12 protein-coding genes are annotated in these 16,005 nt (G+C 55.7%); 8 read left to right on the top strand and 4 right to left on the bottom strand.

Features of this window, described 5'->3' with window-relative positions:
* Positions 1 to 104 precede the first annotated feature (104 nt).
* Together EPK99_RS23450 and EPK99_RS23445 are read right to left on the bottom strand one after the other, a co-directional pair.
* Positions 105 to 1,907 carry a phospholipase D-like domain-containing protein gene (locus EPK99_RS23450; RefSeq protein ID WP_128445513.1) on the bottom strand — a complete coding sequence of 601 codons (1,803 nt, stop codon included), beginning with the start codon at positions 1,905 to 1,907 and terminating at the stop codon, positions 105 to 107.
* Positions 1,904 to 5,317, bottom strand: a complete 3,414-nt coding sequence (locus EPK99_RS23445) for a DEAD/DEAH box helicase (RefSeq protein ID WP_128445512.1) — start codon at positions 5,315 to 5,317, stop codon at positions 1,904 to 1,906. The genes EPK99_RS23450 and EPK99_RS23445 overlap by 4 nt, the downstream gene beginning before the upstream one ends.
* 591 nt (positions 5,318 to 5,908) lie before the next feature.
* Between EPK99_RS23445 and EPK99_RS23435 the strand changes: the two genes are divergently transcribed.
* The 8 genes from EPK99_RS23435 to EPK99_RS23400 all read left to right on the top strand — a co-directional run bounded on the left by EPK99_RS23435 (position 5,909) and on the right by EPK99_RS23400 (position 13,901).
* Positions 5,909 to 6,754 carry an EamA family transporter gene (locus EPK99_RS23435; RefSeq protein ID WP_128445511.1) on the top strand — a complete coding sequence of 282 codons (846 nt, stop codon included), beginning with the start codon at positions 5,909 to 5,911 and terminating at the stop codon, positions 6,752 to 6,754.
* Between the two features lie 309 nt (positions 6,755 to 7,063).
* Positions 7,064 to 7,879, top strand: a complete 816-nt coding sequence (locus EPK99_RS23430) for a MurR/RpiR family transcriptional regulator (RefSeq protein ID WP_128445510.1) — start codon at positions 7,064 to 7,066, stop codon at positions 7,877 to 7,879.
* 130 nt (positions 7,880 to 8,009) lie between these two features.
* On the top strand, positions 8,010 to 9,203 hold the full coding sequence (locus EPK99_RS23425) for an ABC transporter ATP-binding protein (protein ID WP_128445509.1): 1,194 nt from the start codon (positions 8,010 to 8,012) through the stop codon (positions 9,201 to 9,203).
* Entirely contained in the window at positions 9,200 to 10,120 is a 921-nt protein-coding gene (locus EPK99_RS23420; protein WP_128445508.1) for a carbohydrate ABC transporter permease, read from the top strand. Before EPK99_RS23425 ends, EPK99_RS23420 begins: the two co-directional genes overlap by 4 nt.
* A complete protein-coding gene (locus tag EPK99_RS23415) occupies positions 10,117 to 10,947 on the top strand; it encodes a carbohydrate ABC transporter permease (protein WP_128445507.1) in 831 nt (276 codons plus the stop codon). Before EPK99_RS23420 ends, EPK99_RS23415 begins: the two co-directional genes overlap by 4 nt.
* Before the next feature lie 82 nt (positions 10,948 to 11,029).
* Complete coding sequence (locus EPK99_RS23410) at positions 11,030 to 12,325, top strand: ABC transporter substrate-binding protein (protein ID WP_128445506.1); 1,296 nt, start codon at positions 11,030 to 11,032, stop codon at positions 12,323 to 12,325.
* Between the two features lie 60 nt (positions 12,326 to 12,385).
* Positions 12,386 to 13,192, top strand: coding sequence for a phosphodiesterase (locus tag EPK99_RS23405; protein WP_128445505.1), 807 nt, complete (start codon positions 12,386 to 12,388; stop codon positions 13,190 to 13,192).
* Positions 13,170 to 13,901 carry an HAD family hydrolase gene (locus EPK99_RS23400; protein WP_164901869.1) on the top strand — a complete coding sequence of 244 codons (732 nt, stop codon included), beginning with the start codon at positions 13,170 to 13,172 and terminating at the stop codon, positions 13,899 to 13,901. Before EPK99_RS23405 ends, EPK99_RS23400 begins: the two co-directional genes overlap by 23 nt.
* On the opposite strand, the gene EPK99_RS23395 is transcribed toward EPK99_RS23400, so the two are convergent.
* Positions 13,840 to 15,042, bottom strand: coding sequence for a hypothetical protein (locus EPK99_RS23395; RefSeq protein WP_128445503.1), 1,203 nt, complete (start codon positions 15,040 to 15,042; stop codon positions 13,840 to 13,842). The two genes, EPK99_RS23400 and EPK99_RS23395, sit on opposite strands and share 62 nt — an antisense overlap.
* Positions 15,043 to 15,057: 15 nt before the next feature.
* A complete protein-coding gene (locus EPK99_RS23390; RefSeq protein ID WP_128445502.1) occupies positions 15,058 to 15,975 on the bottom strand; it encodes a DMT family transporter in 918 nt (305 codons plus the stop codon).
* Positions 15,976 to 16,005: the final 30 nt, after the last annotated feature.

Raw genomic sequence — 16,005 nt, 5'->3', positions numbered from 1 at the left:
CTCGAAGGCAGTGTGTTTCGACGCGGAAGTATGACACCGAACCAATACAAGTACCGTTCGGCTGTTTTCAGGGAAGAGACATGCCGCCCGTGCTCACCGGCATGCTATTGCCCGCCTGCTATCTCAGGGGCAAGTTCTTCACCGCCGTTGCTGGAAACCTCCAACACCTTCTTCAAGCTTTCGTCGAACAGTCCTAGCAAGTGGGTCGCTATGCCGGGTGCTTCTAAATGGAGCCCCACCTCATCGAGGGGGTCGGCTTCAGACCCAGACTGGGACCCCCAGTTCATCGTGCTGACGACTACGTCGTTGCGGTCCCATATGAGAAACTTGGCGTGAACCTGCGGTTCGCGCACCGGTATAACCTCCACGGTTCCCTCCAACCTTTTGCGGTGAGCGGCCATGTGCTTGCGCTTGGTCGGCCCGGACTGTCGTGAGTAATAAATCCGAACATCCTTCAGCCGACCTCCCGCGACCTCGGCCGGGTTCAAGAGCCCAGGGACGACGGTGGCGCCCATTCTGTTCGTGATGCAGACAAACCTCTCATTTGCGGTGTGGGCTGCCTTTCGGAGGAGGGGTCCATGGTCTTGCGCGTGGAGCACAGTCAGCCGTGCCTTTATTGCTGCTGTCTGATCGGACCCGGCCGACAGCGGGGGTCTTGCCCGTCTTGCTTCAGATGCAAGGAATTGAAGAATTTCTACCGATCGGCTCGCACTGGCGAGCGAGACCGCTATCCCTTTGAGGATGTCCAGGCCAGCCGCGACGGCTATCGGCTCGCGGAGTTCGACTGAAACCTCCACGGCGGAAAAGGGTGAGGACAACCAGTTGCATGATCCGATCACAACGACTGTTCCACCCTGACCGTCGTCGGCAGCAAGGATTTTTGCGTGACTTCCAACGCTATCGCGATGGACCAGGAGGAAGCCACGGCTTAGTTTTACTGCCGAAAGTCTCTCATGCAGTTCCTCCATCGCTAATGCGTGCTTCGCTTTATCAAGCGACGTGCCAAAAAACAGATGGCACCGCACGCCACGCCGATATGCATCTTCCAGCGCGGTGTAGATGCGTTCCCGGTGAACCTTTCCTCTTTCGTCTGACAGGCTGAGGACGAATGTCGACAGCACGAAAATGTCCGAAACTGCAGCCCGCGCGATGCGTTCAAAGCGCTCGATGTGCTCGGGCGATCCAACAATCAGCTGATCGAAAGCGAAGGAGGTTTCAATCGAAATAAGCGCGGATGGCTCGCCCTTCGATGCCCGAGGGAGAACCGCCGTTTTGAGGGTTTCGTTCACCGCGGCGACCAGGTTAGCGCTCGCCCCTTCGGGGATCTCTCCCCTCTTGAAAGCGGCAAGGTCGATCTCAAGAAATTTTTTCTCCATAACCGAACCTGTGGTCCGAACGCCCCGAAGCCATTCACCGGGGCGTAGAGATTGTGAGACGAACTGACTGACCCGATGAGCCATGGTCTCGTCGGTCTCGGGCTGCTCTCCAATCGGAAATGCGACAACGCGTCCGTCATGGTCGAAACCGTTGGTCGGAACGATGGTGACGTCCTTCCTTCGAAGAACGGAATGTCCTACTTTTTCAAGAACAAGGCTGATGCCCATCTCACGCTCGGCCACGCGTTCCGGCAATGCACGGCCCGTTCGAATAAATTCGTGTCCCGTGGGACTGGTCGAAAGTACTGGATTGGGAGATACCCGCAACTCGACGAGACCGAACTGCATGAGTCTGGCGACCGTGGACCGTGCTACCTGATTAGGAATACGCAGTCGCCCGGCAATATCACCGATAGTGCCTGGTTCCAGATCGAATGCAAGGAGGATCATCTCCTCTATCGGACTCCAGCCCCACGTGCGTTGCACGATTGCGCGTGCGCGATAATGCCATGCAGGAATATAAATTTTCACAGCTTCACCGCACCATTTGAATCTAGGTCGACGATGCGCACGCTTTGCTCGACATCGGCGATCAACGATAGTCTGCGCAGTTCCCCAACCATCGTTATCAGGAAACTGAGTTCGCCGCCCAGCCGGTCCGGATAAACGCCATCGACAGCGTCCTCAACAAATTCAAGGCTCGACACGACGATCAACTTATGCCGGGCGCGGCTCATCAGCACGTTCACCCTTTGAGGGTTCCTCATGAAACCCAGTGCGCGTGAACCTACGAGTTGGTTGTTGCGGACCAAGCTGGCGAGTACGACATCCGCTTCGCTGCCTTGAAAGCTGTCGCTGGTGAATACGAAGTGTCCGTCGCCCCTCGGACTCGCGAAACCCTGCAGGGTGCCAGCCGGCTGTTTTATCTGTCTGTCGATCGACCGCTTAAGGTGGTCAACTTGGGCTTTATATGGCGAGAGGACCGCCAGCGTTGGCAGCCGGCCATCATCCACTACGACAGGCCCCAGGTGCTTAAGCGCGTTCAGAATGACCTTTGCTTCGACATCATTGCGTATAGACCGACCGACCCGCGCTTCGAATGCGGGACGATCGACCTTGCTCAATGGGGGCAGGTTCATGATCACAACGGGCGCGTTGGGCAGGATCCCATGAGAGACCACGGCGGGCGTGCGCGTTATGACCCGATCCGATGGCATCAGTTCGCCGCCGTAGAACGTATTGGAGACAATTTGGCAAATTGCGGGATGCATTCTGCTTTGTTCGAGCAGCGTGTTCACGAAGCGGCTGGCACCCCCCGTTGCTTTTTCCCTGTAGCCCTCCCGTAACGCGATTGAACCGAAGGGCTCTTCCATGCGGGCGGAAATGGCCAGAACATCCTTTAACAAGTCCTGATCTTCACTGATCAGTTGAAGTGCCTCGTCCACCTCCGAAGGGAGGTCGTTGATTGCGCCGAGCTTGGTCCTCGCGTCGCGCAGAAGCTCAGCGGCGCGTGCACCGTCATACATTTTTTGACGCTCGACATGATCGAACGGTGACAATTGCTTGTGATCGCCAATCAGTAGCCGACGATTTCCCAGCAAGAGAGCGCCAATCATTTCGGCGCCATTGGCTCTGGCCGCCTCTTCGACGATCGTCCAATCGAACTGATCACCGTCGGCAATCATCTCCTCGATGACGTAGGAAGAGGTGGTCGCCAAGGTGATATCGGACGACCTCACCAGAAGGTTCTCCGTGTCACGGTGAACGCGATCCCCCGCCGCCCGCTCCGAAGCATCGACGGGATCGAGCGCGTGCTTTATCTGCCGAACCTGGTTGGACATCAGAGCCGTGGCGCCCTGCGGAGATACGGACTGAAGGAGGTCCCGTGACCGTCCCCTCATAACACTATCTTTTTCTTCCGTCTGCGTTCGCTCGATCCTGACAATGATTTGCGAAGAGCCGCGCAGCTCCTTTTCCAACTCGTCCTCCATGTGGACAAGTGTGTCATGGTTCTGAGCGGCAATCAGGATGCGGGCATCCGGCGCCAAGGAAAGAATGCTTTTTACAAGATTGGAGATAAGATAAGTTTTGCCGACACCTGGGGGTCCCACGACCATATTGATGGACTGACCCTCGCGAATTGCATTCCAGGCTGCCGATTTTGACTGGTCCATGCCTTCCGGAACGGGACCGGGCGTGGCGACTTCCCTAAGGGCGTCATCCATCAATACCTGCGCCGGATCGTCAAGTGCGCGTAAGAGCTCCACATTGCTTCGTGCAGCGACTATATTTTGCAGGCGGCGACGAACGGCCCGCTCAAAACCGCTGTCGCGGCGTGGGCGCAAATAACAGGAGTCTGGAACGACAACGTCCCCGGTGGTGAAGGCATAGGCTTTTTTGCCCGCAATGACCTCAGTGCCCTCGAAGTTCAACTGAGGTGCACGTTCCCTATCGCTGCCAAGAGAGTTCGACCGTGAGAACGTCCAGTTCGCGCGTCCGTCGTCGTTGGACAGTTCTCGGGCCATGGATTCGGCGACAGGCTTAAACCCCGCATTCGCCCGCCGTGCGTCGAGATCGGGATCTGCCACGGGAACGACCCAAACCATGCCTCTGTCGTTTTTGACTCCCGTCAGCACCTCGATAGGGTAAAATCTGAACTGTTCTCGCAACAGGGAGAACGCTTCGAGCAGGATAAGCGCATACCAGATCGGGCTGTCGTTACCGGCGACTGCTGGTAGGCCGCGCGAGCCTAATTCTGTCCAATTTTTGGCGGCAGGCCCCAGCCATCGGACCCTGTTATTCGAGTCGCTACGATTGCGGGCAAGATATATGCGGTGAGTAAGATCGTCGGCATCGTAGACGCTCCAGTCACCCGGTCGCCGCTTGTGAGCGTCCCGGATAGTGGCAATTTTCGGGTCATCAATTTCGATCGTGTAGATGGCGAGATCGGTCACGATCCGGACGGCCCCACGATCTGAAACTGCCAGACGCGTCGTCGGAGCATGCAGATCGCGCTCGACAAAGGCTAGTACCGCTTCGACATCACTGGCCGGAATTGCCCCGGATGTCAGCAACGCTAGATCGCTCTGGAGTGCCTGCCGAGACGGGTAAAGGACTAGCTCCGCATCGGCGCTTGAACCGACCCGCTCTAATTCTTCCACCACTTCGGCCAGTTCTCGAAGGACAATCCGACCGTCGTAGAGCTGGAATTGCGGAGGATTGCTGAGTCTCTCGAGGATGCGTCGCTCGATGGAAAGCAGGGCAGGCGACTGCGCGGCGTCAATATTCAACAGTTCAGACGCAGTCTGCCCGAGGTCAATCCAGTCCTGACGGAATGAGATTGCGTGAGATGCTTGCCCCAGCTTCCCCGTGCCTGCAAGACCAGTATCAGCGATGTGCACGCAAGTCTCGTAGCCGCCGAGACGGTAATCTTCTCGATTATCTCCATGGGAAAAAATCGTGTGAATGCTGACCGACCCATGCACGATGCCGGCATCGTGGCAAAATGCAAGGGCCCGTGCCACCCGGACCATGTTCCGCCAGAAGACAAGTCGGCCGGAACTGACCAAGTACTGGTCTTGGCGGCCTCGATTTCCCTGTGCACTTCCACGCAGAGGTCTGCCTGGATCAAGCATCAAGATACCGATTTCGTCGTCGTCCTCGACAACCTCGATTACAGAGACCAGGACGTCCTGCGCTTGCCTAGAAGACAGGACGCGGCGAATGCGTCTCAAACCCCGACCGATCAAGTTTCTGAGGTCGGTATCAAGTGCCGACCCGGTCTTTTTAAACAGCCGAAGCAGGTACTCCTCGCCGTCTTGGATGCCCGTGGCGGGTGTTAGCAGCGATGTCCATCCTCCTGGCGCGCCATGAAACGACGATCCCGCGAAACTAAATCTGGAGTCAAGCGTCGGTTTAGCGGCTCTTGAGGGCTTCGACATTAATGCATCCTCGCCGTGTGCGGCTAAGGGAATCTTCGCCTTTTTGAAGCTTACCCAAGTCAACCATCCTGGCAAGGACATTGCACATATAAACGTTATGAAATCAAAAGCTTTCACGGTCTGTTGGGTGCGTTTGATTTTAGCGAGAGATCCGGAACCGCTAATCGAGCGACAACGGTAGGTAACGGTGCGCGTGTACAACGACAGAATCGGTCGGTTGACGAATGAAGTTTGTGTGAGAAGGGTGCGCTTGGGAGGGTCGCATTTTGCGAAGCCTGCTCACGCTCCGGACAGAAGAATGACGCCGACGATCAGCACTGCTCATCTGGCGAGCTGCCAAGGCCCCACTTTCTCTCGCTGGATCAGCATGCCCATGAGCGCCCCGACCATCATCGACATTTCGCGCATGGGAGCGACCAGGCTGAGCGGCGCGCCGGAGGCCAGCGCGGCGAGAGCGGCTGCTCGGCAGAGCGGCCAGCTGACTTTTCAATGTTGATCCGGCTCACAAGGACACGCTGTCACGTATTCGACATGTAAAAGCTGCTAATCGGAAGTTGTGGACATTCTGACAATATCGAATGCGGAGTTTACATGACAGCCGGCGTGTTTGCGATGGTGTTCGGTGCGGCCGTCTTGCACGCGGCATGGAACGCGCTCGTTAAAGTCAATGCCGATAGGCTGGTCATGATCGCAATCATGATGATGAGCCAGGTTGCCGTCGGTATCGTGGTTGTTCCCTTTGTGGCGTTCCCGACACCAGAAAGCTGGCCCTTTATATGGGCTTCATGTGTGCTGAACACCGCCTATTGCCTGTTTCTGATCAAGGCATATCGTTACGGAGATCTGAGCCACGTATATCCCATTTCCCGGGGATGCTCACCGCTGGTCGTTGCATTGATATCCGTTGCGATCATCGGAGAAACACTGACCACGCAGGCGGGTATTTCGGTTGCGGTCATCGCTTTGGGTATCATCAGCCTGACCCTAACGCGGGGAGCGGGAGGCTTTCGTGAACCAAAGGCAGCGCTCTATGCGGTGAGCACCGGCGTCCTTATCGCCGGATACACCGTCGTCGACGGCTTGGGTGCCCGTCTTGCCGAAAGCGCCGGGAGCTACACCCTCTGGTCTCACCTCTTCAACGGCATCCCGATAACCTTGGTGGCGTTATACCTGCGTAGGGGGCAGGTCCGTGTCTCGCTGCGCAAAGGTTGGAAAGTGGGCGTGCTCGGCGGCATGATTTCCCTGCTGGCCTATTGGATCGTCACTTGGGCAATGACACAAGCCCCTTTGGCTCTCGTCTCGGCGGTCCGGGAGACGAGCATGGTATTCGCTGTGCTCTTCGGTGTGTTTTTTCTCCGGGACCGCCTCGACCTGGCGAAGCTAGTCTCCATTGGCGTGACATTGATCGGAACCGCAATGCTCAAGATGTCCAAATGAGCGCAAGTTCAGATCCGACCAGACCTGGCACATGGGAGGGAAGCACGCTTTCGATGTTTTGCTACCTTCGGCCAGCAGAAGCCGCGCCATCTCTCCGAGGGCGCGGGATTATCACTGATGATGGAAGCCTCTTGCGATGTCAGGTTAATCCGGAACCAGGCCGGACCTTCATTTGGCGCCGTTTCTTTGCCCGTTGGCTAAATTGGAACTGTCATAATTACGCAGAAATACTGCTAGTGTGCATACAACGCAATCGGGGTCGTTGGATTGACTCGTCGTTAGAAGCTTCTTTGACTCCAGTGGATTAGCATGCAAGAAACAAGACAGACCCAGCCGTTATTGCTCGACATGATTTACGCCGCGATCAATTCCGCGCCAACGGCGCTTGCGCGGGTTGCGCTTTACATCGCACAAGATCCTGAGATTGTTCTATCGCTCTCCGTAGCGGATCTCGCACGCAATACAGGTAGCGGGCCGGCCTCAATCGTAAGGTTCTGCCGGACGATGGGATTTTCCGGATTTAGGGATTTTAAGATCGCACTTAGTGGAGAGATAGAGAGGGGGAGGGTTCTCAATCTTGCCCAGCGAACGGCACCGGAGGATATCTACCTCCCCCCGAAACTAGCGGTGTTGAGCATGGCTCTGCAGAATTCAATCGCGGCGTCAGCGCGTATACTCGATGAGTCCCAAATTACGGGTCTTGCGACACGAGTTCGAGCTGCCCGGCGTATCGAAGTGTTCGGAATGGGACCATCATCAGTGTGCGCTGATATTTTGGCAATGCGCCTCATCTGGTTAGGATTTCCGGTTCACTCCCCCAGCTCGGCAAGCTTATCGCATGGGCTCGCGCGAACATTGGACAATTCAAGCCTTGCGATAGGCATTTCGTCTTCAGGCGTCACTGACGAAACCAAGGACTTTCTCTCGATCGCGCGCAAAACGGGCGCACACACGATGGCGATTACGACCCGCTCTGACTGTCCGGTTGCGCAGAACGCCGAGGAAGTAATCGTGGTGACGACAGCGGGAGCATGGCCTGAGGCCGGGTCGGCGATGCACGTACCATCAATAGTGCTGTTAAGTGAATACCTGTCGCTCTGCCTTCAGCAGTTGGAATCACGATAGGATCGCATCGGGTCCTCTTCCTCTAGCCTCAGCACTTGACTCGAATAGACTGGAATAAAGTTCCAAACGTCATAAATCTGAAACTTGGTTCCGATATCTCGTGCTCACCAAAGACGAGTATGAGGACACAATGGGCGCGACACTCAGTATTTGCGATCTGACAAAGGCTTTTGGGCAAACCCACGTTCTTAGCCAAATCAGTCTTGATGTGCAGGCCGGATCGTTCGTTTCATTATTGGGTCCGTCCGGTTGCGGAAAATCCACTCTTTTACGCGTCATTGCAGGCTTTGAAGCTCAAGATCAGGGGACGGTCTCGGTGAACGGCCATTCGATCGATCACCTTCCTCCTCGTGCCCGTAATCTTGCGATGGTATTTCAGAGCTATGCGCTCTACCCCCACATGACGGTAGGAGAAAATATATCGCTACCCCTTGAGATGGAGCGTCTTTCTCCGTTTCAGCGTCTTCCACTTCTTGGCAGGTATGCGCCTGGGCAACGGATGCTGATGGCGGACATAACGGCGGAGGTGCGGAAAGTGGCGTCGGTTGCTGAGATCGACCACTTGCTCGACCGGCGGCCCGCGCAGCTTTCAGGAGGTCAACGACAACGTGTGGCCCTCGCCCGTGCCATGGTGAGGGCTCCGGGATTATTCCTTATGGACGAACCTTTATCGAACCTGGACGCGAAATTGCGTGTGACCATGCGCAGCGAACTGGTGGCTATGAACAAGCGCCTCGATGCGACAGTCCTCTATGTGACGCATGACCAGACTGAGGCGATGACCATGTCAGACCGTATTGCATTGATGATGGGTGGCCAGATTCTTCAATATGACACTCCTGAGGCAATCTATTCCGCTCCCGCGCACGTCGACGTGGCGAGGTTTATCGGTCACCCGTCAATCAACTGCATCCCGGCGCTGAACGACGCGGGCGTGGTCGTTGCAGAGGCGGAGCGGTGCAACATACGGACTGTGGAACGCGAACAGAAGCTAACTTTGGGCATCAGACCAGAGGCGTTTGCCCTACGACCGGCCCCGACCGCCAAGGCAGTTCTCGGCATTCCAGTCAGCCTTGATCGCGTAGAGCTACTTGGACCAGAGGTGCTTCTCTGGTGTACAGCCAAGCGGACAGGGCGCGTACTCGTTGCCCAGGCGCGTGCGGCGGATCATCGATCGATGGTGGCATCAGGGCTTCTAACTGGCTCACTTTGGCTTGAGGCATACGGTTCCGGTCTCCACCTCTTCGATCCCAGCGGGAAAGCCATTCCGATCGCGAATGCGCTATCAGCCGAGACAAAGGCACCTTTGGTAGCTGTATCATGACCGCAATCAGCCAAGATACTATGGGCCGGTATGGGGCTATGGCGGCTAGGGCCAGATCAGAACAAATGGCCTTTTGGTGCATTGGACCGGCGGTCTTTTTGATCGTTGTCACGACCGTTGTACCGTTCGCCACCGTCCTCGCGTTTAGCTTTACCGACTATCAGTTGGGTGATGCCGGCCTGAATTGGGTCGGATTAGCGAATTTTTCCAAAGCGCTGGGAGATCCGCAGGTGAGGCAGGCTGTGACGAACACCTTCCTATTCGCCGGCATGGTTGTCCCAACAACTGTGGTCCTCGCGCTATTCTTCGCACTGCTCGTGAATTCCAGGACCGTTACACGCCGGTTTTATGAGCTGGTTTTCTTTTTGCCAATCACCGCGACCATGCCCGTCATGTCGCTTGTATGGAGCTTTATTCTCCATGATCGGATCGGGCCTATAGCCAGACTTCTTCAGTACTTTGAGCTTCCCGCAATAGGCTTCTTTTCCGATCCTGATTTCGCGTTAGGGAGCATCGCTCTTATCGCAATCTGGCAGCACACCTGCTTCTGTTTCATCATTTTTCTTGCTGGATTGACCACAATTCCAAAGGAAATGTACGAGGCGGCCGCTTTGGATGGCGCGGACCGGGGATGGGAGAAGTTCAGGCGTATCACCTGGCCTCAGCTCGCTCCGACTACTTTGGTTGCCGCGCTTCTAACAACCATACGCACCTTCCAAGTTTTTGAATTGGTCGTCGTCCTTACCTCAGGGGGTCCTGCAGGCCGTTCCCAAGTCATTCTCTATAAGACCTACCTGGAAGCATTCTCCTATCTTCGGATCGGCTATGGCAGCGCTCTCACCCTGATATTCGTCGCGATGGTCTGCGCGATCTCTCTCGTGCAGTTCAGAATTGCAAGAAGGCAGCAGGCAGCATGAATCGTGGAAGCTTGAAACCCGTTATTTTTGAACACGCGGTTCTTTCAATCGGTGTGGTCTATTCAATATTTCCGTTTTTCTGGATGATAATAACGTCGCTGCGGTCATCCGGTGACGCGTTTAACAGCGACTCCTTACTCTGGCCTACGAAATGGGACGTTGTTTACAATTACACCCAAGCGCTGCTGACGACGCCTCTACCACGGTTCCTGGCGAACGGTGTGTTTGTGTGCGGCGTGATACTGCTTCTGCAGATCGCCACAGCGCTTCCCTGCGCTTATGCTATCGCGAAACTATCTTTCCGCGGCAGGACGTTTTTGACGGCGACGGTAATTTGCTGTCTCGCAATACCTTTTCAAGCCGTCGCTCTGCCGCTCTTCGTGGGATTGGCTCAGCTGGATCTTCTGAACTCGTATTTCGCGTTAATCTCTCCTTTTGCCGTATCCGTCTTTGCAATCCTGATGCTTGCGCAATATCTGCGCGGATATCCAGACGAGATCATTGAAGCCGCTCGCCTCGACGGGCTTTCGGAAAAAGGAATCCTTTGGCGACTGATTTTGCCCGCAAGCAAGCCTGCCATAGCTGCCTTCGCGATCTTCTCTGTCGCGGCCCATTGGAATGATCTTTATTGGCCATTGATCGTGGTCACCGAGCCAGATCTCGCGCCGCCGACGCTTGGCGTTTTGTTCTTTCGCAGCGAAGAGAGTGGGGATCAGACCGGTCCTCTGATGGCCGCTGCAACGATCGTGACGCTGCCACTCGTTGTTTTCTTCCTCGCCGCTCAGCGCCGCTTTGTTCAAGGCATCACCATGACAGGCGTGAAATAGCGGCCCGAATAGATACGGCCCGGCGTTCCTACGTTTCGGCCTCGACATATCCGCAAAAATTCAATCAACGGAGTGATCAGAAATGCCAATCGTATCAAACCTGCCAAAGGCGGCACTCATTGCCATAGCTTTGGGCTGCACCAGCTTAGGCTCACCACTTTCCGCAATGGCCGAAGACGTTACGCTTGATGTGATGTATCCATGGCCGGAGTCGAAAAGCTTCCACGAGCCTCTTGCCCAGTCATTCATGGCAGCGAATCCGGATATTAAGATCAAGTTTCGGTTGTCGCCACCCGACTACACGGAAGCAACATTGGCAATCGCTCGGGGTGCGCTGACTGGCGATCTTCCAGACGTCTATTTTTCGGGCTACAGCGAGTTGAACGCTATGGTCGAAACGCTGTCCAAGCGGAAGCAGACAGTCCCTTTGACGCCTTTCATAGAAGCGGAAGGTTCAGACTGGATCTCCGAGAATTTCGGGCAGGCGCTTCTTGCGCTCGGACAGGTCGATGGCACGCAATATGCTATCCCCTTCAATGCCTCGACCCCGATTGTTTACTTCAATGCAGACTTGGTCAAACAGGCAGGACACGATCCTGATGCCTTTCCCAAGGATTGGGATGGACTGATTAAGCTCGCGCAGGACATCGGTGCATTGGGCAACGGAATAAGCGGGATGGACTTCTCGGTCGGAGCAATCGAATCCGACTGGGACTGGCAGGCAACCGTCCTCAGCCTCGGTGGCGAAATGGTCAGCGCAGACGGGAGAACTGTCGGTTTCGACAACCAAATCGGCCTTGATGCCATGAAGTTGCTGCAGCGGATCGCGAATGACACCAAAATGAATGTCGCGGCGAAGGCAAGTGCATACCAACAGCAGTTCTTTGCTGGAAAACTCGGGTTCTTCGTGACGTCGCCGTCAAGCGTCGCAAACTTCACCAAAACGGTCGGCGGCCGTTTCGAGATGAGAACCGCAACCTTCCCGATTGCCGCCAAAACCGGCGGTTTGCCGACGGGCGGAAATGCAGTTGCAATTACAGCAAAAGACCAAAAACATCGGGACGCCGCGTGGAAGTACGTCAAATTCGTCACAGGTCCGGAGTCGCAGGCCTTCGTCGCCAGGTCGACAGGCTATATGCCGACCAACCTCAAAGCCGGCGATACGCTAAAAGAATTCTACGCCCAGAATTCGACTTATGCCACCGCGTTCAAGCAGGTTGGCTTTGCCCGTCCCTGGTATAGCTATCCTCGCGGCAACAGCAAGGAAATCTGGGCTGCTCAGCGCCAGGTGTTCGATCAACTTCAACGTGGGAGCATCACACCGGAAGATGGCCTGAAGCGGCTTGTCGATGCGACGAATTCCCTCCTTCAGAACTAAATCCTGCACCTCGCTGATGAGGCCCGGCTTCCTTGAGCTGGGCCGAAAAGGAACGTATTCATGCAAAAGATCATCCAACTGACTGATCCTCACCTTGTCGCGCCGGGCAAAACCTTGTTCGGATTGGATCCTGCACATCGGTTGCGCGACGCGCTGGCTCACATAAGCTCGGAGCACCCGGATAGTGCTGCTATTCTCATTACCGGAGATCTGACCGACACAGGAGACCCAGAAGCCTACAAGCTCCTGCAGAGGATGCTCACCGATGTCGCACTTCCGGTCCATTTGACGCTGGGAAACCATGACAACCGCAGTGCGTACCGTAATGTCTTCGGCGGATACGGCTTCGCCCAAGAGGTCATCGACCTGAAGGGTTGGCGGATCATTCTTCTCGACACAAATGATGAGGACAGTGATTGCGGCGCACTTGATGGCGGTCGGTTGGAATGGCTGGACGAGCAGCTTGTCAGATCGGTCGATGTTCCGGTTGTCATCGCCATGCACCACACACCCAGCAACTTCCACGCCCCCTTTTTCGGCCCGGAAGACGATATGAGGGATCCAGAGGGTTTTTTGCGTGTCATCGCCAAGCACAAGACGGTCCGGCACATGCTTTTCGGCCACCGGCACCTCACCGCGGCCGGAAGCTTTGGCGGCGTTCCGTTCACCGCAAACCGTGGTACGGCCCACCACATCGCCCTCGACTTCCAGCAATACGGACGATCAACCCTTGTTGCGGCGGCACCGTCCTACGATGTGATTTTCCTTGGTGACGAGAATGTCATCGTGCACTCCCATCATGGGCTTGAAAGCTATCAGGCAATCCGTCCCGGAGATCCGAAAAATGAACTTTATGCCGTCGCGTAGCCTGGTCGGCTCTTGCCCTCCAAAACTTGTCATTTTTGACTTTGATGGAACGCTTGCCGAAACGGAAATCCTTGTGGCCGAAATCATTTCGGCTAAACTTACCCTTCTTGGGTTCGATGTCGCAGCGCATGCCGTCTCGTCGGCATTGTCAGGAGCGGCCAAGGAACAGGATCAGCCTCTTTTAGAGGCGCTTATACGCAGCCGGCTGCCAGAGGGCTTTATAGAGGATGTTCGCATCGATTGGCGAGCCGCCATATCCAGTGGGGTGGTTCCGACCCGGGGCGCGGTAGACGCGCTGGAAGGTCTTCCGATTCCCTATTGCATCGCATCGAACGCCTCTCGCCCCGATCTGATCCACCGAATGAGATCGGCTGGGCTTCTGCGCCTGGTCGGGCCGCGATTTTTTTCATCGGACGACGTCGGTTTGCGGAAGCCAGACCCTTCGGTTTTTCTTCTCGCAGCAGAAGTAATGGGCGTTGAGCCGGATGAATGCCTGGTTATCGAAGATAGCAGCGTCGGGCTTGAAGCGGCCCGACGCGCCCACATGCGCAGTTGCGCGTTCGTGGGAGGTAAACATCATTCTCCCCAAATGCAGGGGGAGTTGAGAATGTTTGGCCCGGACCTTGTCATTTCAGACCTCAGCGAGCTCAAACTGCTTTTAACTGAGATATGTGGTTCGAGCGCTTTGGCTCATCCAGCATCGCTCTGATCACAGCTTCTGCCGTCTCCTGATCAACCACTTTTCCTGTGTCGGACAGCGTTTGCCTTAAACTGACGTCGGCGGCTTGGAGCGCGAGTTCATCATGCTGGAGGCCTGCTTGGGATGCGATATACGCGAGTGTCCCAAGACTATGCTTGCCGCTGAGAACGACGGACACATTCTGTCCGACATCGCCGGGGTCGAAGGGAAGATAGGCAGATTGATTGTTCAATGGCCCAAGTTGCTCGAATGAAAAGCTGTGCCGCCCAATGACCCGTTGGAAGGAGGGAAAGGTGATCCCGAGGTCGCTTGCCACCTTCTCGGAGATGGCGGAGATATTGGACAGATCCCTATCACTATCTCCGAACAAAAATTTCGCGACGGCGAGAGCGTCGAGGGTGTTGATGTTTCCACCTCGTTCCCCGACTCCCAAGAACGTCCCTGAAATCCATGTCGCCCCCGCTTCGGCTCCGGCTATGCCGTTAGCCAACGCCAACCCGAACATGTCGTGACAATGCATTTCAATCTGAGCGCCGGGAACGGCCTCAAGAAGCCCTTTGATGCGGGAGAAAGTCTGTACTGGCAAACTGCGGGAGACGGACTCCGCGTATCGAAACTTTTGTGCTCCGCCTGAATGCACTATGGCAAGATATTCCCGCAGATAATTGATATCCGCAGACGGCGAATCCTCGCCAGTTGCGACGACGTATAATCCGACCTCGGCGGCGAGTTCCAATGTTGTTGAAATCAGGTCGAAACGATACTGCCAGGCCGCTGACGGAAGTTTGATTTGCGCAAACTTATCGGACGCCGGGATCGATACAACGACGCCGTCCACCCCCAGAGCCTTGATTTTCTCCAAATCGGCCCGGATCGTTGAAAGGTTCTTCGGTCCGTAGAATGTCGCTATCGGAGCGCGAAGTTTCAACCGGCTCAAGAGTAACGCATCGGACTCGTAGGAAAATGGGTCTCCTATTTCAAGCTCGTCTAAATCGAGTTGATCCAATAGGTCCGCGAGCATTGAGCAATCCAGGGCCGCAGTGTTGATGAATGCCGAACCGACGTAATCCCGTAAAGTGCAGTCGCTTATTTTCATGACGCCATCCTCCTTTGGTGCGCGCTTGTATTTCAGCGGGTTCATCTGACCCATGCGCGTTGGCCTGCGTTACGTAGGCTCACTCACTCGAATCTTAGGCGGCCGTGCCCGTCGATGCCTTGCCTGTTGCAGGACCCACGCACCGGACAAAACGATAAAACCACCCCCTATTGATGTCGCAGCGCTAGGCCAGGTGCCGAAGATCAGGATGCTTGACAGCGTCGCAAACACGATCTGGGTGTAGACGATGGGGGCGAGGACCGACGCCTCAGTGAAACGGTGAGCGGCAGCGACGAGGGTGTGGGCGATGGCTCCGAAGATGCCAACCAGGACAAGGATGACCCATTCGTAGAGAGTAGCTGGCCACGCTGAGAAAGTGGCCGCGAGCGGAAGCAGAAGCACCACGCCAAGCGCGCTGGACCAACATTGCATCGCGGCCATGCCGTCGACGCCGGATAGCATTCGGGTGAGGATGTAATACAGGGAGCCGCAGGCCATCACGCATAAGCTCAGAAGCAGAGCCGGATGGAAGTCTCCTCCCCAAGGCTGGAAAACTATGAGAACGCCAAGAAAACCTAAGCAAACTGCAAGGATCCTCGCGACATCGACATGTTCCTTGAGAAGCGGGACAGCCAATACCGTCACCAGTATAGGGCCTGCGAAGGAGACCGTTGTCGTGACTGTGATAGGAAGGAATTTCAATGCGACGACATTAGCGATCGTCGCGCACAGCAGGCAGCTTGAACGTAGAAACTGTTTCCCCGGATATGCTGTGGCGAATATCGAAAATCCGCGCGCAGGCATATAGTAGATCACAGATGCAAGAAAATGGACTAAATATCGTACGAAAACGATCTGAAGGACCGGCGTGCCGATGACTGTCAACCACTTGGCCGACGTGTCGGTTCCGATAAAAAATACTTGAGCCGCCATCATCAATGTTATTCCGGTCAAGGTTCGCTGACCTATATAATTTGCGTTGGACATTGGGCACCTCGGAATTCGACCACAAGGGCA

The sequence above is a fragment of the Neorhizobium lilium genome (assembly GCF_004053875.1).
Taxonomy (GTDB): Bacteria; Pseudomonadota; Alphaproteobacteria; order Rhizobiales; family Rhizobiaceae; genus Neorhizobium; species Neorhizobium lilii.
This window is presented reverse-complemented; position numbering and strand designations above follow the sequence as displayed.